The organism is Streptomyces sp. NPDC041814 (assembly GCF_055590565.1).
This window is the reverse complement of record NZ_JBVJAM010000014.1, coordinates 184,605-208,651: the sequence shown is the minus strand read 5'-3', so window position 1 is coordinate 208,651 and position 24,047 is coordinate 184,605. Positions and strand designations below refer to the sequence as shown.

At 72.9% G+C, this 24,047-nt stretch carries 20 protein-coding genes; 11 read left to right on the top strand and 9 right to left on the bottom strand.

Annotated features, from left to right (window positions below):
- The first annotated feature begins 213 nt into the window (after positions 1-213).
- Positions 214-828: a PadR family transcriptional regulator gene (locus ACZ6C6_RS29975; protein WP_469207205.1), complete on the top strand. Its 615-nt coding sequence runs from the start codon at positions 214-216 to the stop codon at positions 826-828.
- Between the two features lie 60 nt (positions 829-888).
- Here ACZ6C6_RS29975 and ACZ6C6_RS29970 read toward each other — a convergent pair whose 3' ends face one another.
- Positions 889-1,077, bottom strand: a complete 189-nt coding sequence (locus tag ACZ6C6_RS29970) for a hypothetical protein (protein WP_365687339.1) — start codon at positions 1,075-1,077, stop codon at positions 889-891.
- A gap of 146 nt (positions 1,078-1,223) precedes the next feature.
- Here ACZ6C6_RS29970 and ACZ6C6_RS29965 point away from each other — a divergent pair, with 146 nt between their 5' ends.
- Positions 1,224-2,201, top strand: a complete 978-nt coding sequence (locus ACZ6C6_RS29965) for an EamA family transporter (RefSeq protein ID WP_469207203.1) — start codon at positions 1,224-1,226, stop codon at positions 2,199-2,201.
- Here the strand turns inward: ACZ6C6_RS29965 and ACZ6C6_RS29960 are convergent.
- Positions 2,198-2,887 carry a pyridoxamine 5'-phosphate oxidase family protein gene (locus ACZ6C6_RS29960; RefSeq protein ID WP_469207271.1) on the bottom strand — a complete coding sequence of 230 codons (690 nt, stop codon included), beginning with the start codon at positions 2,885-2,887 and terminating at the stop codon, positions 2,198-2,200. The two genes, ACZ6C6_RS29965 and ACZ6C6_RS29960, sit on opposite strands and share 4 nt — an antisense overlap.
- A gap of 35 nt (positions 2,888-2,922) precedes the next feature.
- On the opposite strand from ACZ6C6_RS29960, the gene ACZ6C6_RS29955 reads away from it, so the two are divergent.
- Entirely contained in the window at positions 2,923-4,254 is a 1,332-nt protein-coding gene (locus ACZ6C6_RS29955; RefSeq protein ID WP_469207201.1) for an aminotransferase class I/II-fold pyridoxal phosphate-dependent enzyme, read from the top strand.
- Here the strand turns inward: ACZ6C6_RS29955 and ACZ6C6_RS29950 are convergent.
- Positions 4,245-5,228, bottom strand: coding sequence for a DMT family transporter (locus ACZ6C6_RS29950; protein ID WP_469207199.1), 984 nt, complete (start codon positions 5,226-5,228; stop codon positions 4,245-4,247). The two genes, ACZ6C6_RS29955 and ACZ6C6_RS29950, sit on opposite strands and share 10 nt — an antisense overlap.
- Positions 5,229-5,302: 74 nt before the next feature.
- On the opposite strand from ACZ6C6_RS29950, the gene ACZ6C6_RS29945 reads away from it, so the two are divergent.
- On the top strand, positions 5,303-6,217 hold the full coding sequence (locus ACZ6C6_RS29945) for a LysR family transcriptional regulator (RefSeq protein WP_469207198.1): 915 nt from the start codon (positions 5,303-5,305) through the stop codon (positions 6,215-6,217).
- 12 nt (positions 6,218-6,229) lie between these two features.
- Here ACZ6C6_RS29945 and ACZ6C6_RS29940 read toward each other — a convergent pair whose 3' ends face one another.
- From ACZ6C6_RS29940 to ACZ6C6_RS29920, 5 genes are all read right to left on the bottom strand, one after another.
- The gene (locus tag ACZ6C6_RS29940; RefSeq protein ID WP_469207196.1) at positions 6,230-8,368 is read right to left on the bottom strand and encodes a S9 family peptidase; all 2,139 of its coding nucleotides are present in this window, start codon (positions 8,366-8,368) and stop codon (positions 6,230-6,232) included.
- Between the two features lie 69 nt (positions 8,369-8,437).
- On the bottom strand, positions 8,438-9,976 hold the full coding sequence (locus tag ACZ6C6_RS29935) for an MDR family MFS transporter (RefSeq protein WP_469207269.1): 1,539 nt from the start codon (positions 9,974-9,976) through the stop codon (positions 8,438-8,440).
- A gap of 139 nt (positions 9,977-10,115) precedes the next feature.
- Entirely contained in the window at positions 10,116-10,718 is a 603-nt protein-coding gene (locus tag ACZ6C6_RS29930) for an acyl-CoA-like ligand-binding transcription factor (RefSeq protein WP_469207194.1), read from the bottom strand.
- Between the two features lie 79 nt (positions 10,719-10,797).
- Positions 10,798-12,273 carry a DUF1214 domain-containing protein gene (locus ACZ6C6_RS29925; protein ID WP_469207193.1) on the bottom strand — a complete coding sequence of 492 codons (1,476 nt, stop codon included), beginning with the start codon at positions 12,271-12,273 and terminating at the stop codon, positions 10,798-10,800.
- Between the two features lie 74 nt (positions 12,274-12,347).
- Positions 12,348-13,238 (bottom strand): bile acid:sodium symporter family protein, encoded by an 891-nt coding sequence (locus tag ACZ6C6_RS29920; RefSeq protein WP_469207191.1) that lies wholly within the window; start codon positions 13,236-13,238, stop codon positions 12,348-12,350.
- 225 nt (positions 13,239-13,463) lie between these two features.
- Between ACZ6C6_RS29920 and ACZ6C6_RS29915 the strand changes: the two genes are divergently transcribed.
- From ACZ6C6_RS29915 to ACZ6C6_RS29885, 7 genes are all read left to right on the top strand, one after another.
- The gene (locus ACZ6C6_RS29915) at positions 13,464-14,225 is read left to right on the top strand and encodes an SDR family NAD(P)-dependent oxidoreductase (RefSeq protein ID WP_469207189.1); all 762 of its coding nucleotides are present in this window, start codon (positions 13,464-13,466) and stop codon (positions 14,223-14,225) included.
- 148 nt (positions 14,226-14,373) lie between these two features.
- Positions 14,374-15,666 (top strand): PucR family transcriptional regulator, encoded by a 1,293-nt coding sequence (locus ACZ6C6_RS29910; protein WP_469207187.1) that lies wholly within the window; start codon positions 14,374-14,376, stop codon positions 15,664-15,666.
- Between the two features lie 235 nt (positions 15,667-15,901).
- Positions 15,902-16,672, top strand: a complete 771-nt coding sequence (locus tag ACZ6C6_RS29905; RefSeq protein ID WP_469207185.1) for an SDR family NAD(P)-dependent oxidoreductase — start codon at positions 15,902-15,904, stop codon at positions 16,670-16,672.
- 79 nt (positions 16,673-16,751) lie between these two features.
- A complete protein-coding gene (locus tag ACZ6C6_RS29900) occupies positions 16,752-18,236 on the top strand; it encodes a class I adenylate-forming enzyme family protein (protein WP_469207183.1) in 1,485 nt (494 codons plus the stop codon).
- Between the two features lie 2 nt (positions 18,237-18,238).
- Positions 18,239-20,041 carry a DUF3556 domain-containing protein gene (locus tag ACZ6C6_RS29895; RefSeq protein ID WP_469207181.1) on the top strand — a complete coding sequence of 601 codons (1,803 nt, stop codon included), beginning with the start codon at positions 18,239-18,241 and terminating at the stop codon, positions 20,039-20,041.
- A gap of 5 nt (positions 20,042-20,046) precedes the next feature.
- Positions 20,047-21,486 (top strand): phytoene desaturase family protein, encoded by a 1,440-nt coding sequence (locus ACZ6C6_RS29890; RefSeq protein WP_469207179.1) that lies wholly within the window; start codon positions 20,047-20,049, stop codon positions 21,484-21,486.
- 35 nt (positions 21,487-21,521) lie between these two features.
- Positions 21,522-22,898 (top strand): DUF1254 domain-containing protein, encoded by a 1,377-nt coding sequence (locus ACZ6C6_RS29885; protein WP_469207177.1) that lies wholly within the window; start codon positions 21,522-21,524, stop codon positions 22,896-22,898.
- Positions 22,899-22,996: 98 nt separating this feature from the next.
- On the opposite strand, the gene ACZ6C6_RS29880 is transcribed toward ACZ6C6_RS29885, so the two are convergent.
- A complete protein-coding gene (locus tag ACZ6C6_RS29880) occupies positions 22,997-24,001 on the bottom strand; it encodes a DUF6215 domain-containing protein (RefSeq protein ID WP_469207175.1) in 1,005 nt (334 codons plus the stop codon).
- Positions 24,002-24,047: the final 46 nt, after the last annotated feature.

Here is a 24,047-nt window from a genome sequence, read left to right as displayed (position 1 = left end):
CGGGGGCCACGGGCAGCCACCGCGTTCCACCCCTGTAGCGCGGCGGCCCCCTCCGGCAGGGGCTGCCCGCCCGCCTCCGGCCGACGTCGGTCCGACGCTGCCGTCCGCGGGGATTGTCACGGGGATTGCCATGCGATCGGTCCCGATATATCGTTGAGACATCGCGACAGTACAGCGATAGATGTAAGAGCGATCTGAACAGAGGAGTACGTCATGCGTTCACATGGATACGAGCATGGACATGCCCATGGTCACGGGCGAGCCCCGTACGGCCCCGAGGGGCGACGTGGTGGATTTGAGGGGCAGCGGGCGGCGTTCGGACCGTTCGGGCCGCCGTTCGGCGGTGGGCCGTTCGGTGGCGGACGGGGCCGGGGCGGCGGCCGGGGGAGGGCGCGGCGTGGTGATGTGCGCGCTTCGATCCTGGCGTTGCTCAAGGACCGGCCCATGCACGGGTACGAGATGATCCAGGAGATCGGCGAGCGCAGCGGCGGGGCCTGGCGGCCCAGCCCCGGCTCGGTGTATCCGACCCTTCAGCTGCTGGAGGACGAGGGGCTGATCATCAGTGCGAGCGAGGGCGGCAAGAAGCTGTTCACGCTCACCGAGACCGGCCGCACCGAGGCCGAGACCGGGCCCGAAGCGCCCTGGGAAGAGGCCGGGCGCGGGGTCGACTGGGAGAGCATGAACGAGGTCCGGCAGGCCGGGTTCGGTCTGATGGAGGCGTTCGGCCAGGTCTGGAAGACCGGCTCGGCCGACCAGCGCGACAAGGCGGTGGCCGTCATCAACGAGGCCCGGAAGAAGCTGTACCTCATCCTCGCCGACGAGCACTGAGCCCCGCCGTGGGCCGGTGCGACGGAGCCCGGCGGCCCAGGCCGCCGGGCTCCTCCCTGTTTACGTGTCCGTCGTGACCGGCCAGATCCGCGCCGCGTCGAAGCGGTCGGACGCGCGGGGGTGCGGTCCGTCGTCGTGGCAGTGGAACGCGCACCAGAACAGGTCGGCCGGCAGGGCGTCGAGGGGTGCGTGGACCCGGTAGACGTACTCGCGCCCGTCGAGCGCCGGCAGGGACACCAGCCAGCTCACCCCGGTCCCCTCCCGCCGTGCCGCGAACAACCGCTCCGCCCTGTGGGACGTACGAGGAAGGGGCGTCGGTTGCCCCGTCCCCCGGCGTCGTGTGCGTCAGGTGTCACCGGGGTGACGGTACTGACCGCAGCTGTCATGATGTGCCGATGCACGCGTCTCAGGGGAGAAGCGCCGGCCTGGGACTCGCCCTCGCCTCGGCCTTCGCATTCGGTGGTTCAGGAGTGGCGGCCAAGCCGCTGATCGAGGCGGGGCTCGACCCGCTCCACGTGGTCTGGCTGCGGGTGGCGGGCGCCGCGCTCGTCATGCTGCCGGTGGCCTGGCGCCACCGGGCGCTGGTGCGCAGTCGCCCTGTGCTCCTGCTCGGCTTCGGGCTGCTCGCCGTCGCGGGCGTGCAAGCCTGCTATTTCGCCGCCATCTCCCGCGTTCCGGTGGGCGTCGCGCTGCTCGTGGAATACCTCGCCCCGGCGCTCGTCCTCGGCTGGGTGCGCTTCGTGCAGCGGCGCCCGGTCACGCGGGCGGCGGCCCTCGGGGTCGTCCTCGCGGTCGGCGGGCTCGCCTGCGTGGTCGAGGTGTGGGCCGGGCTGAGCTTCGACGCGGTCGGGCTGGTACTCGCGCTCGGTGCGGCCTGCTGCCAGGTCGGCTACTTCGTCCTCTCCGACCAGGGCGGCGGCGACGAGCCCCCGCACCCGGTCGGCGTCATCGCGTACGGGCTGCTGATCGGCGCCCTCGTGCTCACCGCGGTCGCCCGCCCCTGGGGCATGGACTGGTCGGTGCTCGGCGGCGGCACGGTCATGGACGGCACCACGGTGCCGGCCTGGCTGCTGCTCGTCTGGATCGTGCTGCTGGCCACCGTCGTCGCGTACGTCACCGGCGTGATCTCCGTACGCCTGCTCTCACCGGCCGTCGCGGGCGTCGTCGCCTGCCTGGAAGCGGTCATCGCGACCGTGCTCGCCTGGGTCCTCCTCGGCGAGCACCTGGCCGCTCCGCAGCTCGTCGGCGGCGCGCTCGTCCTGGCCGGTGCCCTCATCGCCCAGTCGGCCACGCCCCGGCCGCCCTCCGGACCGGTGGCCTCGGGGGCCGGGGCCCCGGATGGCGTGGCGGATCGAGCCGGCATCCGCCTCTAGGGCAGGTAAGCCGGTACGCCGACGGACGGGTCGAGATCGTCCGCCGGGACCGGGGTGCCGTAGGCCGGGGCGACGGGGACGACGCCGGACCAGTACGGCAGGGCGATGTCCTGGGGGTCGTCGTTCGGGCCGCCCGTGCGGATCTTGGCGGAGACCTCCCGCAGATCCAGCCGGATGACGGCGGTGGCGGCCAACTCCTTGCCGTCGGCCGGCCGCGAGTCCTTCGAGCGCCCGGGCACCACCTGGTCCACGAGCGCGTCCAGCGCGACGCGCCGCTCCTCCGGATCGGTCACGGTGTACGCGGTGCCGTGGACGACCACCGAGCGGTAGTTGAGCGAGTGGTGGAAGGCGGAACGGGCCAGCACCAGACCGTCGACATGGGTCACCGTCAGGCACACGCGCAGCCCCTCGTCGCTCTGCCCGGCCGCCCGCAGCGGGCGTGAGCCCGTCGAGCCGTGCACGTACAGCCGCTCGCCGACCCGGCCGAAGAGCGTCGGCAGCACGACCGGCGCGCCGTCGCGCACGAAGCCGAGGTGGCAGAGGTAGGCGCTGTCGAGTATCGAGTGGACCGTTTCCCGGTCGTACGCGGCGCGGTCCCGTGACCGGGTGGGGACGGTGCGGTCCGTCGGCTCGTAGCCGGACGAGGCGTCCGGGGGCGTGGTCTGCTGGGGAGCGGGCTCCGGCATTGCGAACTCCATTGCACTAGTGCATACTGTTGTTTGTGCTAGGAGAGTATCGGATCAGTGGGCGGCGTGCGCAGGAAATTGCCGCCAGCATCGAGCGCGGGGTCGCTTCGGGCGAGCTGGCGCCGGGGCATGTGCTGCCCCCCATGCGGGAGTTGGCGGCTCAGCTGGAGGTGAATCCCAACACCGTGGCGGCCGCCTACCGCACCCTGCGCGAGCGCGGGGTGATCGAGACCGCCGGTCGCCGGGGCAGCCGGATCAGACCGCGCCCGGCCAGCACCGCGCGCGGTTCCATGCGGGTCGAGGCCCCGCCCGGGGTGCGGGACCTGGGTGACGGCAGCCCCGATCCGGCGCTGCTCCCGCGCCTGGGCGAGGCGTTCGCCTCGGTTGCCGAGGCGTACGCGCGCGAGCCCGGGCTGTACGGCCAGGCGGCCGTGGACCCGCAGTTCGCCGCCCTCGCGCGTGCCGCGATGGACGCGGACGGGGTGCCGCCCGGACCGGTGGCCGCCGCCTCCGGCTCCCTGGACGCGATCGAACGGGTGCTCTCCGCCCACCTCAGGCCCGGGGACCGGGTCGCGGTCGAGGACCCCGGCTGGGGCGGACTCCTGGACCTGGTGCCCGCCCTCGGCATGCGGCCCGTGCCGATGGCGCTGGACGAGGACGGGCCGTTGCCGGACGCGCTCGAAGCGGCGCTCCAGGCGGGCGCGCGGGCCGTCGTGATCACGGACCGGGCGCAGAACCCGACCGGGGCCACGGTCTCCGAGGACCGGGCGGGGCGGCTGCGGGCGGTCCTCGCCAGGCACCCGGACGTCCTGCTCATCGAGGACGACCACGGCCACGCCATCGTGGACCAGCCGCTGCACCCGTTGGCCGGGGCCACCGGCCGGTGGGCCTTCGTCCGTTCCGTGGCCAAGGCGTACGGGCCGGACCTGCGGGTCGCGGTGCTGACCGGGGACGCGGTCACGGTGGACCGGGTGGCCGGCCGTCAGCGGCTCGGGCCCGGCTGGGTCAGCCGGCTGCTGCAACGGACCGTGGTGCACCTGTGGAGCACCGGCGCAGTGGACTCGCGTGAGGTGGCCCGGTCCTATGCCCGCCGCCGGGACGCCCTCGTCCGGGCGCTGGCGGTGCGCGGCGTGGCGGCGTACGGCCGCAGCGGGATGAACGTGTGGGTGCCGGTGAGCGACGAGACGGGGGCGGTGGCCCGGCTGTTGCAGGCGGGCTGGGCGGTGGCGCCCGGGGCCCGGTTCCGTATCGCCGCGCCCCAGGCGGTCCGGATCACCGTCTCCCCGCTCACCGACGCCGACATCGGAGCGCTGGCCGACGCCGTGGCGCGGGCGGCGGGCCCGGCGAGTCCGCTGAGCTACGGCTGACGCCGGACACGCCGTCTGCTCTGGGTGAGCGCTGCCCCGGCCAGGACGATGAGTGCGCCGACCGGGGTGTTCCAGCTCAGCCGCTCGCCGAGCACGGCCACTCCGGCCGCCGTGGCGATGACCGGGATGAAGTAGGTGACCATCTGCGCGGTCGTCGGCCCGACCTCGTTGACCAGGCCGTACTGGAGCAGCACCGCCAGCCCGGTGCCCAGCGCCCCGAGCGCGACGACCGCCAGGGTGGGCAGGACCGGGAAGCCGTCCGGCACGGTGGTGAACAGCGGGGTGACGACCGCGAGTTGCACGGTGCCCAGGAAGAGCTGGCTGCCGGTGAGCGCGAGGGTCGACGCGCCGCTGCCGGCCAGCGTGCGGCGTACGTAGATCCAGCCGACCGGGTAGCTCAGCGAGGCCAGGAGGGCCATCGCCGTGCCGCTGAAGTCCAGCCCGGAGAAGCCCTGCCAGGCGCCGAGCACTGTCAGCACGCCGAGGAAGCCGAGGCCGAGACCGGCGACGCGGCGGCGGGTCGGCCGGTCCTCCGACAGGGCGACGAGCGAGAGCGCCATGCCCCACAGCGGCGAGGTCGCGTTGCAGATGCCCGCCAGTGTCGACGGGATGGACAGCTCGGCGTAGGCGAACAGGGAGAACGGCAGGGCGTTGAGGAAGAACGCCGCCACCGCCAGATGGCCCCAGGTCCGGGCGGAACGCGGCAGCCGCTCCCGCTTCACCACCATGACCACCGCGAGGACCGCCGTGCCCGACAGGAGCCGCCCCAGGGTCACCTGGAACGGGGCGTACGCGTCGGTCCCCACCTTGATCAGGAGGAAGCTGAACCCCCAGATCAGCGAGAGTGCCGCGAAACGCAGCCGCCAGTCCACGGCCGGTCGCCGGGCGGGAGCGGGGGCGTCGGCGGAGGGCGGCGGTGCGGGCGGGGCCGGGTGCGGCTCTCGGCTGATGTCCGGGGCGGTCGGGGCGCTCATGGTGACAACGATCGCCGCTTCCACCTCGTAGCACAAGTGAGATTTTGTGCGTTGATTCGCGTAGCATCGCTTACATGTTGAACCTGGAGCGCCTGCGCACCCTCGATGCCCTGGCCAGGCTCGGTTCGGTCAGCGGCGCCGCCGAAGGGCTGCACGTCACGACGTCGGCCGTCTCGCAGCAGATGGCGAAGCTGGAGCGGGAGGTCGGCCAGCAGCTCCTCGCCAGGAACGGGCGCGGAGTGCGTCTCACCGACGCGGGCCGGCTGCTCGCCGACCACGCGGCCCGCATCCTCTCGCAGGTCGAGCTGGCCCAGTCCGACATCGAGGCCCAGCGCGGCGAGGTCGTCGGGGAGATCCGGCTCGGCGCGTTCCCCACGGCCGCGCGCGGCCTCTTCCCCGCCACGCTGCTCGCCCTGCGCGCAGGCCATCCCGAACTGCGGGTGCGCACCCTGGAACTGGAGCCGGAGGCCGGCATCCGGGCGGTGCTCCGGGGCGACATCGATCTCGCGGTGGTCCTGGACTGGAGCAACAAGCGGCTCCCGGTGCCCGGCGGCCTGACCCGGGCGGAACTGCTGGACGACGCCCCGGACATCGCCATGCCGGCCGACCACCGGCTCGCGGGCCGCTCCGAAGTGGACCTGGAGGACTTCGCGGACGACGACTGGGTGTCCTGGCCCGAGGGCGAATTCTGTTACGACTGGCTGATGTTCACGCTCCGCTCCAAGGGCATCGAACCGCGCATCGCCCACCTCGCGGGCGAGCACCACACGCAACTCGCCCTGATCGCCGCCGGGATGGGCGTGTGCGTGGCACCCCGGCTGGGACGGGGGCCGGTGCCCGACGGGGTACGGCTGGTGCCGGTGCGCCAGCGGATGCGCCGCCATGTCCACGCGGTGTGGCGGACGGACGCGGACCGGCGGCCCTCGGTCCGGGCGGCGGTCGCCGCGCTGCGCGAGGCGGGTCGGGGACTGGACGACCCCATGGAGTGACGGGGCGCGCCCTCAGACCCCCAACGACCTCCGCAGGAAGTCCCGCTCAAGCAGCAGCAGCCCGCTCGCCGTGCGGTCCCGGCCCACCAGGTGACCGGTCCCGGACAGCGGCAGCACCGTGTGCGGGCGGCCCGCGGCGAGCAGGGCCGAGGAGAGGCGCAGGGTGTGCGCCACGGTGACGTTGTCGTCGCCGAGCCCGTGCACCAGCATCAGCGGACGGGTCAGCGACGCGGCCTCCGACAGCAGCGAATTGCGGTCGTAGTTCTCCGGCAGCACGTCCGGATCGCCCAGGAAGCGCTCCTCCCAGTGGGTGTCGTACAGCCGCCGGTCCACCGGGGCCGCGCCCGCCACCGCCGCGTGGAAGACCTCCGGATGCCGGAGCACCGCCGCCGCCGCGAGGTACCCGCTGAACGACCAGCCGCGCATCGCCACCCGCGTCAGGTCCAGCTCGGGACGGTCGGCGGCCACCGTGTGCAGGGCGTCGATCTGGTCCTCCAGCACGGCCGTCAGCCGGTCGCCGTGCACCGACTTCTCCCACGCCTCGCCCCGCCCCGGCGTCCCCCGCCCGTCCGTGACGAGGACCGCGAACCCCTGCTCCGCGAACCACTGCGCCACCGCCGTCCACCACGTCCGCACCTTCAGCACGACCTGCATGCCGTGACCGGCGTACGGGCTCAGCAGCACCGGGAGCGGTCCGTCGCCGGGCCCGTGCCAGGACGGCAGGTAGAGGCGGCTGCGCAGCTCGCGCGGGCCGAGGCTCAGGGCCAGCGGGCGCGGGGTGACGAGCGGTTCCTCGGCCAGGACGGCGATCCGGCCCGCCTCCGCGCCGTCCCGCAGCACGGCCACCGTATGGCCGTCCGGCGTCCGGCTGTCGAGGACCACGACCGGGCCGCCGACCGCGGCGGTGTGCACCCCGGGCGCGTGGGAGACCCGGGCCAGATCGCCCCCGGCCGTGTCGTACGACCAGACGTGGACCTCCGTGGGCTCGTCGCCGCCCGTGAAGTACACCCGGCCGTCCACCGCCCCGAGCACCTCGCGCACCTCCAGGCCCGGGGGCGTCGCGGTACCACCGATGCTCAGGCCCTGGGTGTCGCCGCCGGGGCGTGCGGGCACGACGAGCGCGCCGGACGGCAGGCGCAGCGGGGTGCCCGGGCGCAGGGCCACCCAGGCGGGGTCGTGGGCGCGGTGCACGGTCCTGGTCTCCCCGGTCGCCCCGTCCACCGCAAGGACGTGCACGGAGCGCTGGTCCCGGGTCTGTACGGAGACCAGGGGCCCCCGGTCGTCCCAGTCCGCCGCCACCACGTACTCGAACGCCCGGTCCGTCCAGGCGGCTTCGGGGTGCCCGTCGCCCGCCGCGTCGGGAAGCCGGACGGCGGTGCGCTTCCCGGAGAGCCGTACGAGGTGCAGCGAGACCTTCGCGTTGGGCGTCCCGGCGGCCGGGTACGCCAGCTCGCGGGGCGGGCGCCCGGGGTGCGCGGGGTCGGTGAGGTAGCGGCGCCGGACGCCGGAGGTGTCGGTGCGGGCGACCAGGAGGGCGTCGCCGCGGGGGGACCACCAGTAGCCGCGCGTACGGCCGATGGACTCCTGCGACACGTAGTCGGACAGGCCGTACGTGATGGGGTCGCCGTCGGGTCCGGCGAGCGCGCGGTCGTCCGTGCCGTCCGCCCGTACTGTGCGCAGCGCGCCGCCGGAGACGTACGCGATCAGCGAGCCGTCGGGGGAGGGGCGGGGGTCCACGGCGGGGCCGGCCGTCGGCAGCCGGCGGGGCACGGAGCCGTCCGTGAAGACGAGCCAGAGGGCGCCCGCCAGGGCGAAGGCCGCCAGGCGCACCGAGGCGTCGGTGGCATACGAGACGACGCCGGAGGAGGTCTCGTGAGCGCGTTCGCGCCGGGCCCGTTCCTCCGCCGGGATGTCGCCGGGCGCCGCTTCCGCGAAGCCAGGTCCGAGCGGGTCGGCGAGCAGCCGCTCCGTGCCCCTCTCGTACACCGAGAGCCGGCTGACCGGGTCGGTGCCCGACGTGCCCCGGACGAAGAGGACCCGCTCGCCGTCGGGGGAGACGGTGAACTGCCGGGGCACGCCCAGCGAGAAGCGGCGGGTGCGGGCGAACTGGCCGGGGAACGCGTCGGTGGGCGAGGCGGCGGGGTCTGTCATCCCGACACCATGGCAGGTGGTGCGGTGCGCAAGCCGTCCGGGGCCCGTGCGGGCCCCGGACGGTCGTGATCAGTGCGTCGTGGTCGCGGCGGGCCGGGCCGCCGCAGTCTCCTCCGCCAGGCGCTCCATGCCGCTCTGGGTGCGCAGCGGCTTCTCCTTGATGAAGAGCACCGCGATGAGCGCCAGGAACGCGAAGGGGGCGCCGATCAGGAAGACGTCGGCGGTGGCGACGCCGTACGCGTTCTCCACGATGACGCGCGCCGGCTCAGGCAGCTTGCTGAGCTCGGGGACGCCGCCGCCGGTCCCGCCGCCGGCCGCCCCGCCGAAGCCCTTCTCCAGCTCCTGGGTCACCCGGTGGCCGAGGACCGCGCCCAGGGCGCTCGTACCGATGGCGCCGCCGAGGCTGCGGAAGAACGACAGGACCGAGGTGGCCGCGCCGAGTTCGGAGGCGGGCACGTCGTTCTGGGCGGCCAGCACGAGGTTCTGCATCAGCATGCCGACGCCGACGCCGAGGACCACCATGTAGACGCTGAGCAGGCCGAACGAGGAGTCGGCGCCGATCGTGGAGAGCAGCCCCATGCCCGCGGTCATGATGACGCCGCCCGCGATGAGGAAGCCCTTCCACTTGCCCCGGGCGGAGATGATCTGGCCGGCGACGGTGGTCGAGATCATCAGACCGAGGATCATCGGCAGGCTCATCAGGCCCGCGGTGGTCGGGGACTTGCCCAGCGAGATCTGGAAGTACTGCGAGAGGAACACCGTGCCGCCGAACATGGCGACACCGACCAGCAGGCTCGCCACGGTCGTCAGCGCGACGGTGCGGTTGCGGAAGATGTCCAGCGGGATGATCGGCTCCGCCACCCGGGACTCGACCCAGACCGCAGTCGCCAGCAGGACCACACCGGCGGAGACGAGCGCGGCGGTCTGCCAGGACGCCCAGTCGAAGCGGTTGCCCGCGAGGGTCACCCACAGCAGCAGCGAGCTGACGCCGCTCATGATGAGGACGGCACCGACGTAGTCGATCTTCACCTCACGGCGGATCGTGGGCAGCTTCAGGGTCAGCTGGAGCAGCACGATCGCGAGCAGCGCGAACGGCACGCCGATGAAGAAGCACCAGCGCCAGCCCAGCCAGGAGGTGTCGACGAGGACGCCGCCGATCAGCGGCCCGGCGACCGTGCCGACGGCGAAGACGGCACCGAAGATGCCGGAGTAGCGGCCGAGTTCGCGCGGCGGGATGATCGCCGCCATCACGACCTGGGCGAGGGCGGTGAGACCGCCCGCGCCGATGCCCTGCACGACACGGCTGACGATGAGCAGCCCGACGCTGTGCGAGAAGCCCGCGACCAGTGAGCCGACGACGAACATCGACAGCGAGAGCTGGATGAGCAGCTTCTTGTCGTACAGGTCGGAGAGCTTGCCCCAGATCGGGACGGTCGCTGTCATGGCGAGCAGTTCGGCCGTGACGACCCAGGTGTACGAGGACTGGGTGCCGTGCAGGTCGGCGATGATCCGGGGCAGGGCGTTGGAGACGACCGTGGAGGCCAGGATGGCGACGAACATGCCGGCCATCAGGCCCGACATGGCCTGGAGTATCTGGCGCCGCGTCATGCCTGACGCGGACCCCTCGGTCGGACCGGCGGCGCCGGTTTCGGGTGTGACGGCAGCGGTCATCGGCTGACGTTCCTCATTCTCTGGTGACTGGCTCCGCGCCCAGCGGCGCGGCGCGGAGGGTGGTGCGGTGGGCGGCTCAGCCCTTCAGCCCGGCGGCCAGCGAGGCGAACGCCTCGCGGTACAGGCTCTGGAAGGTACGGGTACGGCCCGTGGCCACCCAGACCTCGACGGCGGCCCGCACGGCGGCGAGGGCCGCGTGTGAGAGGAGCCGGGGATACAGGTCGGTCTCGGGGTCCTGGCCGAGGCGTTCGGCGACGACGGCGACCATGGCGGTCTCGTCGGCACCCCGGGCGGCCAGGAAGTTGGGGAGCAGGGCCGGGCTCTTCTTCAGCACCTCCAACTGGAGTTCCCAGCGCTCGTGGTCCTCCTCGATGGAGGCGAGTTCCTGGGCGATGGCCTCGCTGAGGGCGTCGAGCGCGGTCAGATGCTCCGGGGCGTTGAGCACGGCCCGCCGGGTCCGTTCCGCGGTCTCCTGGACGGGACGCGTGATCGCGTCCTCCAGGCACGGGAAGTAGTTGAAGAACGTGCGCACGGAGACCCCGACGGCGTCCGTGACCGCTTCCACGGTCACGTGCTCGAAGCCGCGGTCGGCGGCCATGCGCAGGGCCGCGCCCGCCAGGGCGTCACGCGTGGCGCGCTTCTTGCGTTCACGCAGCCCGAGGGGCGGGTCGTCGCTCATGAAGGTGCATGCTATGCAATTTTGCAGGCTGGGCAAAATTTCAAAGCGGCGGCGGCCGTGGACCCGCCGCCGCCTCGGCTCAGCCCTCGGTCCTGACGAAGTCGCCGGGCTTGTAACGGCGGTCGAAGAACGCCTGCTCGGGGCCGTACCAGCGGATGAGGGAGAACCAGCCGCGGCCGGGGACGGTCCTGATCCAGTTCCGGGCCTCCCGCGGGCGGTCCGGGCCGATGTGGAGGGTGAGGGAGCCGTCCTCGTTGAAGCCGAGGTCGTTCATGCCGTTCAGTGACGAGAAGGTCTGGCCCTCGGCGTCGACCTCGGCGGCCGTCTCGGCGTCGTACAGCGTGAGCGACCAGAAGAGCCGGGCCGGTGGGTCGGCGGGCAGGTCGATGCGGTAGGTGTGCTCACCGGCGAGGAGGTCGCCCGCGTGATCGCGGTACGCCGCAGCGTACTTGGCGCCGAAGCCGACGACGGAGCTCATCATGCCGGTACTGATCGAGTAGTGGTTGACGAACATGTGCGCCTTGGCGTTCACATCGGTGTGGCCGGTCGCCCGCGTACGGAACTCCTCGTCGAGGAGGGTGTGCCAGAAGTCGTCCTGGGCGGTCTTGGCGTGGGCGACCCATTGCCGGTCCTCCCACCACAGGGCGTCGTCCTCGCGGTCGAAGCCGGTGGCGATCGTCTTGGCCGTCTTCCACGCGGTCCGGGCCGCCAGGTCCAGGAGTTCCCGCTGCCGGGGCGCCGGGTCGAACGTCCCGCCCTTGCGGATGCCCAGGGCGGCCAGCACACCGTGCATATAGGGGTCCACCCGGTCCGTGCGGTCGGCCTGCACGAACGCGTTCAGCGTCTCGAAGAACGTGAAGTCGCGCGGGTACAGCGCGTCCGCCGGGGTGTCCGAGGCGTGCGCGAAGTGCATGGGCATCGCTTCCCCGCGCAGCGGGTGCAGCCGGATGCCCTCGATCGACTCGACGCCGGGCGACAGATCGTCGACCGAGGAGAAGAAGCCGCGCAGCAGGAAGTAGATGTTGTCCGTGCGGCTGCGGTAGACGAAGAAGTCGTCCCACGCGCCGGGCCCCTCCGGCTCAAGGTCCTCGGGGACGACCAGATAGCGGCCGCCGTTGCCCCGGTCGGGGCCGGGCAGCCCGATGTCGCCGAGGAACTGCACGCCGTCGATGCGCGGGCCGGTCAGCGGGCGGTGCCAGAAGTCGTCCACCAGGCCCTGGATGCCGGGCGGGGCCTCGACCACCAGGGGTCCGGTCTCCGCGAGGTTCGCGAAGCACATGCCGTAGATGACGTCGCAGTTCGGGGTGGTGATCAGCGTCCGCGGCCCGAGTCGTTTCTCGAACACCGACATCACCTGGTAGCCGCGCCCGAACGCCTCGCCCAGTCCGTCGCGCATGGCGCAGGCGTTGACGGTCGGCAGCGCCCACAGGTACGCCTGCAGTGCCCGCTGGAAGAACAGCTCATCCGTCAGCGTGCGCGCGGTCTCCTCGGTGGGGTTGCCGCCGCTGAACGGCAGGGCGGCCAGATGCTCGTAGCGGTCGGGGGAGGGCGTCACGGGCGGGCTCCTTCGGTGCTGCGCGGGGATGTATCGGATTAATTGACAGTAATCGGGCCAGGTGAGGGTTTCGGTCACCCGCGCTGTACGACCGGAGCCGGTGTCGGCTCACCGCGGTGGGTCAGCGCCCACCCGAAGAGAGCGGCGCCGGGGATCATCAGCAGCCCGTACACCGCCGCCGGTACGGCCAGGGTGCTGCTGTCCAGGACGCTCACGGCGATGGTGATGGCCAGCGTCGCGTTGTGCGCGCCGATCTCGAAGGACGCCGCGACGGCCTGACGGCGCCCCACCCGCACCGCGCGGGGCACGACGAAGCCCAGGGTGAGGCTCAGCGCGCAAAACGCCACCACGGCCGGGCCGACGTCGACGATGTAGTGCGGGAGGCGCGCACGCTCCGACCAGGCGGAGCCGAGGACCGCGAGGACCAGGACGGCCGACGAGCAGAGCCGTACCGGCCGGTCGAGCACCGAGGCCAGGGACGGGCGGAAGTGGCGCAGCGCCATGCCCAGTGCCACGGGCACCAGCACGATCGCGAACACCTCCGTCATCTTGCCGAACTGGAGCGAGACCTGTCCGGTGCCGAGATCCGGGTGGAAGTAGTGCAGGGCCAGGTTGGTGACCACCGGGATCGAGACGACCGCGATCACCGAATTCACGGCGGTCAGCGTGATGTTGAGGGCGACGTCCCCACCGAAGAGATGGCTGAACAGGCTGGAGACGGTGCCGCCCGGCGACGCGGACAGCAGCATCATTCCGGCGGCGAGGACCGGTGGCACGCGCAGCGCGACGACGAGGGCGAAGCACAGCGTCGGCAGCACCACCAGTTGCAGTGCCATGGTGACCGCGGCCGCCCGGCGGTGCGCCTTCACGTTGACGAAGTCCTGGATGGTCAGCGACAGCCCGAGCCCGACCATGACGAGCGCCACGGCCGCGGGCAGAAATGCCGAGATGATCGGTGAGTTCACGGATGCGGCTCCAGCCGGAAGACGAAACCGGGGCGGGGGACACCCGGCGCCGGGCCTCGTTGCCCGCCTCGGCGCAACGTAGGCCGGGGGCGCCCGGACAAGGACTGGTGCGGGGAGACGAAAGACCGCCGGAATGTCGTGCGCGGGCGCCAAGACGGCCCGGCCGCCCGGTCCCTAGCGTGGCCGCCACCCGTCACCCGTTCACCCACCCCCAGGAGGTCCCCCATGACAGATCTGACCGGACGCCGCGCACTGGTCACCGGCGGAGCGCAGGGGATCGGGCGCGCCATCGCCGCCCGCCTCGTCGCGGCAGGCGCCCGCGTGGCGCTCGCCGACATGAACGAGGAGGGGGCGAAGACCACCGCCAAGGAACTGGGCGGGGATACCATCGGCATCCGCTGCGACGTGCGCTCCGCTGCCGACGCCCGGGGTGCCGTCGCCGCGGCCGTCGAAGCGCTCGGCGGCCTCGACCTGCTCGTGAACAACGCCGGCATCGAGATCGCCAAGCCCGTCACGGAGCTGACGGACGAGGAGTTCATGCGCGTCCTGGACGTCAACGCCGGTGGCACCTTCCGGGTCACCCAGGCAGCGATCCCGGCGCTGGCTGCCTCCGGCAGGGCCGCGATCGTCAACCTCGGCTCCGTCGCGGGCGTCGCGGGCGGCCCCCTGCTCAGCGCGTACTGCGCCTCCAAGGGCGCCATCCTCCGGTTCACCGAGTCCGCCGCGATGGAGCTCCGGCAGGCGGGGATCACCGTGAACGCGGTGTGCCCCGGCATCGTCTCCACCGAGATGGCGGACCGCTTGGCCGACCCCATCGATGCCGTCTCGCCGGTCCCGTTCCACGATCTGATCAACGCCCGCCAGGGCCGGCCCGGCACGCCCGAAGAGGTCGCCGGGCTGGTCGCGTTCCTGGCGTCGGACGACGCCCGCTTCATCACCGGCGCCCACTACCTGATCGACGGAGGGCTGACCGCGAGCCTGTTCTGAGGCCCCGTCCGGCCCGGACACGCCTGTCACCTGCGGTGATGTCCCGAGTGCAGCCCGTTCGGTCATTGTGACCGGGCGGGCCGCTCTGTCAGGATGGGCGCCCTCGCGCAGCGCCGTGCGGGGCAGCAAGCACGTACGGAGGTACGCCGTGACCCGGCCCCCCACCGCCGGCCAGACCGCGCGGCTCGCCGAGGCACGCGTCGTGGCGCTGGCCGAGTACCTGCGGGCGCACCTGCCCGAGCTGACCGCGCGGCTCCAGGCCGAACTGGCCGCCAAGGTCACCGAACTGCAGAGCGACCCGCGCCTCCTGGAACTCCTCTACGGCAGCACCGAGAGCAACCTGGAGACCCTCACGGAGGTGATGCGGTACGGCATCCCCGAGGAGGACCTCACCGCCCCCTCCGCCGCCGAGGAGTACGCCCGCAGGCTCGCCAGGCACGGCACCTCGTCCACCGCCCTGATCCGCGCCTACCGGCTCGCCCAGGAGTACGTGCTCGACTGGGCCTTCGACTGGATCGCCGCCGAGGAACCGGACCCGGCCGTCGCCCACGCCGCCGGGCGGACGTTCACCCGGCTCACGTTCCGCTACATCGACCGCGTCTCCGAACGGGTCGTCCACGTCTACGAGGCCGAGCGCGAGCGCTACCTCGCCAACCGGGGCACCGTGCGGGCGGCCATGATCACCTCCCTGCTCGCCGGCGAGTCCGTCAGACCCGCCGCCGCCGAGGCGGCCCTCGGCTACGCGCTCGGCCGGCGCCACCTCGGCGTCGTGATCTGGGGCGCCGACCGGCGGACCTCCACCCAGGAGCTGCACCACTGCGAGGCCCTGCTCGCGGAGGTCGCGGCGGCCGCCGGAAGCAGGGGGCAGCCGCTCCTCGGCCGCAATGACGGCGCCGGGAGCTGGGGCTGGATCCCGCTCGGGCACGGCGACGAACTCCCCGACCTGGCCGAGATCCAGCGCCGGGTCACGGCGGCCGGTACGGGCCTGCGGGTCGCGCTCGGCACGCCATCGTCGGGCGCCGAAGGCTTCCGGCTGTCCCACCTCGAAGCGCTCCGTGCCCGCAGCGTGGCCATGGCCGCGGGCGACCGGGCCCGCGCGGTGACCGCGTACACCGACCCCGGGGTACGCGCCGCCGCCATGCTCTCCGCCGACCTGGGCGCGACCCGGCGCCTCGTCCGCGACGCCCTCGGAGGGCTGGGTGCCGACACCGAGGCGGCCGCCCGGCTGCGGGGCACGCTGCTGGCGTTCGTCACGGAGAAGGGCAGCTACGTGGCCACCGCTGAGCGGACCCACCTGCACAAGAACACCGTGAAGTACCGCGTGGACCGGGCCCTGGAGGAGCGGGGCCGCCCGCTCGGCGAGGACCGGCTGGACCTCGAACTGGCCCTCATCGCCTGCGAGTGGCTGGGCGACGCGGTCCTTGCCCCCGAGGCCGCCTGAGCCGTGCGCCGGTGCGCGGGCGCCCCCGCTTGGACCCCCGCGCACGAATAGCCCGCCAACGCGATCCTTGCCCCCGAGGCCGCCTGAGCCGTGCGCCGGTGCGCGGGCGCCCCCGCTTGGACCCCCGCGCACGAAGAGCCCGCCAACCTTTGTGTTCCCGGTACAGGGACCTCGCCCGTCCCCCGCCTCTAGCTTTCGGTGCACACCACTGAACGCCACTGAGGAGGGCCCTCCCATGCACCAGGACCTGGCCGGCCGGACCGCCGTCGTGACCGGCGCCGCTAACGGCATCGGCTTCGCCATCGCCCGCCGCTTCGCCGAAGAGGGCGCGAACGTCGTCGTCTCCGACATCGACGAGGCAGCGATCAAGGAGGCGTCCGAGCGGATCCCCGGCTCGGTGGCCGTCGCCTGCGACGTACGCGAGGAGGAGCAGGTCAAGGCCCTGGTGGACGCGGCGGTCGAGCGGTTCGGAGCCCTTCACATCATGGTCCCCAACGCCGGGGTCGCCCGGCCGTCGCCCATCATCGGCATGGACCTGACCGCGTGGCGCGAGGTCACCTCCGTCAACCTCGACGGCGTCTTCCTCTCCATCCGCTACGCGGCCCCCGCGATCATCGCCGCGGGTGGCGGCAGCATCGTCACCCTCGGCTCGGTCACCGCGACCGCCGGCACCCCTCTGATCGCCCATTACGCCGCGTCGAAGGCGGCCGTCGTCAACCTCACCAAGACCGCGGCCACCGAACTGCGCCCCCACAACGTGCGCGTCAACGCGGTGCTGCCCGGCTTCGTCGGCACCGGCATGGTGACCGGGTCCGTCGACACGTTCGAGCGGCAACTCGGTCTCCCCTCCGGCGGATTCGCCGCGCTCATGGACCAGAAGCAGGGCCGGCTCGGCACGGTCGAGGAGGTCGCCGAGGCCGTGCTCTTCCTGGCCGGCGACCGTTCGTCCTTCTGCAACGGCTCGGGCCTCCTCCTCGACGGCGGCCTGGACGCGTCGCTCTTCTGACCCGGCCCGCACGCGCCGACCGACTTCCGGCCCACCCGTCCAGGGCCACGCGACCCTGCCCCGAAAGGCATTCCTCACCATGCCCCTGACCCACCTGCCCTGGCACCGGCCGGCCGCCTTCGACGGTCGGCCGTGCGTGGGTGACGAGCACCAGGAACTCAGCTACGCGGAGTTCGCCGCCCGCGTCGAAGCCGTGGCGGAGCAGTTCGCCGAGCACGGCGTCGACCACGGCACGGTGGTCGCGATCATGCTGCCGAACCGTGTCGAGCTCCTGGTCTGCCTGGCCGCCGCCTGGCGGCTCGGGGCCATCGCCACACCGGTCAACCCCGTGTTCACCGCCGCCGAGGCGGACTACCAGATCACCGACTCGGGCGCCGCGCTCGTCGTCAACGCCGGTCCGGGTGCGCCCGACGGCGGCAGGCCCGCACTCGCCGTGGACGATCTGCGCCGCGCTCCCGGGACCCGCACGCTCCCGGAGGCCGCCACCGCCCCGGACGACGTCGCCCTGCTGATCTACACCAGCGGTTCGACCGGCCGCCCCAAAGGCGTCATCCTCGACCACGCCAACATCGACGCGATGGTCGCGTCGATCTCGGCCGCGCTGGAGATCACCGAGACCGACCACTGCCTGCTGGTGCTGCCGCTGTTCCATGTGAACGCCATCTGTGTCAGCTTCCTCAGCACCCTGCGCGCCGGCGGGCGGCTCTCCGTCCTCAGCCGGTTCCACCCGGCGGACTTCCTCGCCGCCGTGGAACGGTTGCGCCCCACGTTCTTCTCCGCCGTTCCCACCATCTACGCCCATCTCGTCGGGCTGCCGGAGGAGCCGACGGCCGACACCTCCTCCGTGAGGGTCGCGGTCTGCGGGGCCGCGCCCGCCTCCGAGGAACTGCTGACCGCCGTCGAGGACCGCTTCGGCTTCCCGGTGGTCGAGGGCTACGGCCTGACGGAGGGCAGCTGCGCCTCCACGTCCACCCCGCTGCACGGTCCGCGGCGCGCCGGCACCGTGGGCGTCGCCCTCCCCGGCCAGCAGGTGGCCGTCATGGCACCGGACGGCCGGCTGCTGCCCACCGGGGAGCGCGGCGAGATCGTCATCCGGGGCGGGAACGTCATGCGCGGCTACCTGGGCCGCCCCGACGCCACCGCCGAGACCCTGCGCGACGGCTGGCTGCACACCGGTGACGTGGGTGTTCTCGACCCGGACGGGTACCTCCGGATCGTGGACCGGATCAAGGACATGATCATCCGGGGCGGCGAGAACCTGTACCCCAAGGAGATCGAGTCCGTCCTCCACCAGCACCCCGCCGTCCGGGAGGCGGCCGTCGTCGGTGCCCCGCACGAGGTGTACGGAGAGGTCCCGGTCGCCTACGTCTCCGCGTACCCCGGCAGATCCCTGGAGACCGGCGCGCTGCGCGAGCTGTGTGCCGCTCACCTGACGAAGGTCAAGAACCCGGTGGCCCTGCACGTGCTGGACGCCCTCCCGAAGAACGCCGTCGGAAAGATCGACAAGCCTGCCCTGCGCGCCCTCCTCGCCGCCCCCGTCTCCACGTCCCCCAAGGGAGCCTGACCATGGGATTCCTCAAGCCCGACCCACCACAGGAAGACCCGAGGGCCCTGCTGGCCCGCCCCTTCCTGGAGCGCATCCGGATCCTCAGCACCCACTGGGCCGAGCACGGCTTCGGCGCACCGCGCGCCGTGTCCGTCATCTACGTGCTCAAGGTGGCCGTGCTCTACTGCCTGGGCGGACTCCTCGTCGTCCGCTGCACCTCGGACCTCGGCACGTTCGCCGACTTCACCTCGTGGTGGGACGAGCCCGTCGTCTACCAGAAGCTCATCCTGTGGACGGTGCTCCTCGAAGCGCTCGGCCTGGCGGGCTCCTGGGGGCCGCTGGCCGGGCACTTCAAGCCGATGACCGGCCCGGTCGGCTACTGGCTGCGGCCGGGCACCATCCGGCTGCCCCCGTGGCCGGGCAAGGTCCCCTTCACCGCCGGGGACGAACGGACCGTCGGGGACGTGCTGTTGTACGGCGCCCTGCTGGCGAGCCTCGTCGTCGGACTGGTCCTGCCGGGGGAGGCCGACGGCGGTCTCGGTGCGGCGGTGCCCGACAGCACGGGCGGCCTGGTGTCCCCGCTCGTCCACGGCGTCGTCGCCGTGCTGCTGGTGCTGTGCGGTCTGCGCGACCGCCTCATATTCCTGGGCTCGCGCGGTGAGCAGTACCTGCCCGCGATCATCCTGTCGGCCTCGCTCGGCTTCACCGACATGGTCATCGCCTGGAAGCTGCTCATGGTCGTCGTGTGGATGGGCGCCGGCGTCTCCAAGTTCGGCAAGCACTTCACCAACGTCATCCCGCCGATGATCTCCAACGCGCCCTTCAACCCGTCGGTCCGGCTGCGGCGCCTGCACTACCGCGACTTCCCCCGGGACCTGCGCCCCTCCAGCCTGGCCTGGGTCATGGGGCACATCTTCGGCACCACCGTCGAGCTGGGGCTGCCGCTGATTCTCCTCTTCTCGCCGAACACCACGGTGACCGTGCTCGCGGCGGGCGCGATGGTGGTCTTCCACCTCTTCATCCTGTCCACCTTCCCCTTGGCGGTTCCACTGGAGTGGAACGTGCTGTTCGCCTTCGGCGCTGTCTTCCTCTTCGTCGGCTACCCGGCCCAGGACGGCTACGGCGTCCTGGACTTCTCACAGGGCTGGATGCTCCCGGTGATCGTCGCCGCCCTCGCGTTCTTCCCCGTGCTCGGCAACTTCCGCCCGGACCTCGTCTCGTTCCTGCCGTCGATGCGTCAGTACGCCGGCAACTGGGCGTCCGCCACCTGGGCGTTCGCCCCCGGCTGCGAGGAGCGCCTGAACGAGGTGAAGGCGCCCGCCCGCATCCAGGTCGAGCAGATGCAGAACATGCTCATGGCGTACGAGAGGGACGCCGCCGCCGTCGCCATGCAGATGCCGCTGGCCTGGCGCTCGATGCACAGCCAGGGCCGGGGCCTGTTCTCGGTCCTCGTGCGGCATCTGCCGGACATCGACGACTACACCGTCCGGGAGGCCGAGTTCGTCTGCAACCAGCTCACCGGCTGGAACTTCGGCGACGGCCACCTGCACGACATCCGCCTCGTCAACGCCCTGCAGAAGCGGCTGAACTTCGCCCCCGGCGAGCTGACCGTCGTCTGGGTGGAATCCCAGGCCATCCACCAGGACTTCCAGCGCTACCAGGTCATCGACGCCGCTCTCGGCGTGATCGAGCGCGGCACCTGGAAGGTCGCGGACTGTATCGAGCGCCAGCCCTGGCTGCCCGAGCCCGCAGGACCCGTCCCGGTCCAGGTGGAGTGGGCGCGGCCCGCGCAGGACACCGGCTCCCTGGTCACGGAGGGCTGAGCACCATGGCCACAGCGGCTGTAGTGGGCAGCGGCCCCAACGGGCTCGCCGCCGCGATCCGCCTCGCCCAGGCCGGGCTGACCGTCACGGTGCTGGAAGGTGCCGAACGGCCCGGCGGCGGCACCCACACCTCGGAGCTGACCCTGCCCGGGCTGCTGCACGACGACTGTGCGGCGATCCACCCGACCGGTGTGGCCTCACCCTTCCTGTCCTCGCTCGGTCTTGAGCGCTTCGGCCTGCGCTGGCTCTGGCCCGGGATCGACCTCGCCCACCCGCTGGACGACGGGCGGGCCGGGGTGATCTCCCGCGACATGGCCCGTACGGTGGACTCCCTCGGCCGCGACGGAGCGGCGTGGCGGCGGCTCTTCGCCCCGCTGACCGCCCGCTTCCCCCGGATCGCCGACGAGGTGTTCCAGCCGGTGCCCCACCTGCCCCGGCACCCTCTGGCCCTGGCCCGGTTCGGCATGGGCGTGCTGCCCCCGGCGACCTGGACCGCCCGCCACTGGCGGGACGAACCGGCCCGCGCCCTGTTCCTGGGCGTCGCCGCACACGCCTTCGGCCGGCTCGACACCCCGCTGAGCGGGTCCGTCGGGATGCTGCTCGCCGCGGCGGGCCATGCCGTCGGCTGGCCCGTCGCGGAGGGCGGCACCTTCGCCATCACCACCGCGATGCTCCGGCTGCTGGACACTCTGGGCGGCACCGTCCGCACCGGCGTCACGGTCACCGGCCTGGACCATGTGACCGAACTGCTGGGCGCCGCCCCGGACATCGTCCTGCTCGACACCGCACCGGGGGCCGCCGCCCGCATCGTCGGCGACCGGCTGCCCACCCGGGTCCGCCGCGCCCTCACCCGGTACCGCCACGGGCCCGCCGTCCACAAGGTCGACTACGCGATCGAGGGGGACGTGCCCTGGACCAACGAGGACTGCCGCCGGGCCGGCACCCTCCACCTCGGCGGTGGCGCGGCGGAGATCACGGCCGCCGAAGCCGCCACCGCACGCGGCACCATGCCCCGCCGGCCGTTCACCCTGGTCGGCCAGCAGTACCTCGCGGACCCCTCACGCTCCAGGGACGGGCTGAACCCGCTGTACGCCTACGCGCACATCCCGCACGGCCACACCGGCGACGCCACCGAGGCGGTGACCGCCCAGATCGAACGTTTCGCCCCCGGCTTCCGCGACCGCATCCGCGCCACGCATTCCCGCACCGCGCTCCAACTGGCCTCCTACAACCCGAACTACGTGGGCGGGGACATCGCGGGCGGCGCCAACAACGCCCGCCAGCTCCTGCTGCGCCCCCGGGCCGCCGCCGACCCGTACAGCCTGGGCGTCCCCGGCGTGTACCTCTGCTCGGCGTCGACCCCGCCGGGCGCGGGGGTCCACGGCATGTGCGGCGCGAAGGCGGCGGAGCGCGCGCTCGCCCACCTCGAAGCCCCCGCCCGCTAGCCCCCGGCACACCTTTTCAAGGACAGGAGCCCCCCATGCCCGCCACCCCCGCCGGTTTCCCGGACCCGGAGACGACCCGACGCGCCTACGCCGAGGGCGACTTCGCCGCCGCGCTCGTCGCGTACAAGTTCTTCTACCCGGACGTGTCGATGGAAGCGCTGATGCGCGGCACGCGAGCGGCCGGAGCCCGGGACAACGAGGCGTTCATCGTCCTCGACACGACCCCGCGCCACGCCATCTACACCCCCAACTCCGACACCCCGTACGGCGGCACGGTGCTGGACCTCGCCGCGTGGGGTCCGGTGGTCGTCGAGATACCGGCGGGCCCGTACGTCGCCCTCGTGGACGACCACCACCACCGCTGGGTCGCCGACATGGGGCTGCCCGGCCCGGACGCGGGTGCGGGCGGACGTCATCTGATCTGCCCGCCTGGCTGGGAGGGCGAGGTGCCCGAGGGCCACCACGTCGCCCACGCACCGACCTGGCAGGTCTACGTCGTGCTCCGCCGACTGCCGGTCGACGGCCCCCAGGCGGCCCTCGCGGCCCTGCGCGAGGTGAAGGTGTACCCGCTGGACCACCCCGAGCGGGCCGACGCCTACCGTTTCGTGGACGTCTGTGACCAGGACATCGACCTCACGCCCCGCGCCTGGGAGGACAACCTCGCCTACTGGGAGGTGCTGCACGGGATCGTGGACGCGGAGCCGGCCCGCGACGAGTACCGCCCGATGTACGGCCTGCTCGCCCAGCTCGGCATCGCCAAGGGGCGGCCCTTCGCCCCGGACGCCGAGCAGCGCGAGCTCCTGGCCCGGGCGGCCCGTACCGGCCGGGACCACCTCCTCGCCACCACGTTCGACGGCCGCCGCCCGGAGCGCGCCGTGTGGGAGGACCGCCGGTGGGAATGGGTGGGGCTCCAGCCCACCAACGGTGACTTCGAGGACGAGCACTTTCTCGACACCGAGGCCCGCGACCGCTGGTTCGCCCAGGCCGTCGTGGCCTCCCCGGCGATGTTCCGCCGCAAGGCCGGCTCCGGCTCGCTCTACTGGCTGGGTGCGCGCGACGCCGACGGGGCCTGGCTGGACGGTTCCCGTACGTACCGGCTTCGCGTCCCGGGCCCGGTGCCGGCCGGTCTCTTCTGGTCCCTGACCGTCTACGACAGCGAGACCCGTTCCCAGGTGGTGACCCGGCAGGGCCGTGCGGCGGTGCGCTCCCTGTACGAGAAGCCCGCCCCGGACTCGGACGGCACCGTGGACCTCTACGTCGGCCCGAACCCGCCCGCCGGCCAGGAGCAAAGCTGGCTGGGGACCGTGCCCGGCCGGGGCTGGTTCGCCTACTTCCGGATCTACGGGCCCGCCGAACCGGCCTTCGACGGCAGCTGGCGGCCGGGCGACTTCGAAGCGGTGGCGTCCGCCTGACCGGCCCGCATCGATCGCCGTGTCCTCCAGGACACCGGCCTGCCGATCGTGCCCGGGGCCGGCCGTGACCCCCGCCCAGCAGCCCCGTGCCGCACAGCTCAGCCGGGCTGTCCGGGGAGCGTCGGGAGGATCTTCGCCACGATGCCCAGGATGACGTCGTCGTCGGGCAGGACGGCCCCGGACGTGCTCCACACGGTGAAGTCGAAGGAGCCGCCCCGGTCCTTCCGGTCGAGGGCCACGGTCAGCGTCCTCGCCAGGGGGCCTTCCGTGGCGGGCCCGCTGGATTCCCCGCCCCCGATGCGGAACTGCATGAGGTAGTCCGAGGTGAAGACCGCGGGCCGGTCGAGGACCTCGTCCGTCCTGTGCCCCAGCGTCTGGGGCGCCAGCACCTTCGCGTACTGGGCGATCGTCAGATGGTTGTACGTGGCGGAGAACTCCACGGTGTACGTGTCGAACTGGACCCGGGCCTCCGGTTCGGCGATCCTGTCGGCGGTCAGGGCCGCGGTGCCGCTGTTGCCGTACGCCACGAGCGGGGTCTCACCGGGCGTGCCGAGGAGGTCCGCCAGGTCGGAGCGGTTGAGCGCCTTGCACAGGTCGTCGCCGGTGACCGCGCCCGGCGTCCGGGCGTACGCCTTCGGCAGCTTCTTCCCGGCGGCGTGGTCCGAGCAGGTGGCGGGCTTCCGGGCGGTGGCGGTGGCGTCCCCCGTGACGCGGGGAGCCAGCCATACCGCGCCCACGAGGGCCCCGACCAGGGCCACGGCCACGAAGACCTGCGCCGCGGCGTTGGGCTCCTTCTTCTGCGGCGCCGCCGGGGCGGGGGCCGGAGCAAGCGCGGGAGCAGTGGCCGGCCCGGGACCGGCCGGCGGCCCGGTCCGCGGCGCCGGGGCGGCCGCCGCCGCGTTCCGGCGTGCCCGCCAGGCATGGCGCACCGTACGGACGCGGAACGCGGTGACGGCGAGGAGGGCCACGCCGAGACCCGCCATGAGCCACTGGGACTCGTACACGGCGCGGATCGTGATGCCCGCCCCGAAGAGGGACCCGGCCAGTATGAGCAGGGGTTCGCGTACCCAGAAGGGCAGAACGCGGAGTATGAGACCGAGCATCCGGTGATCTCAGCAGAGCTTGATCATCCGCGCAATGGAGTTCCGG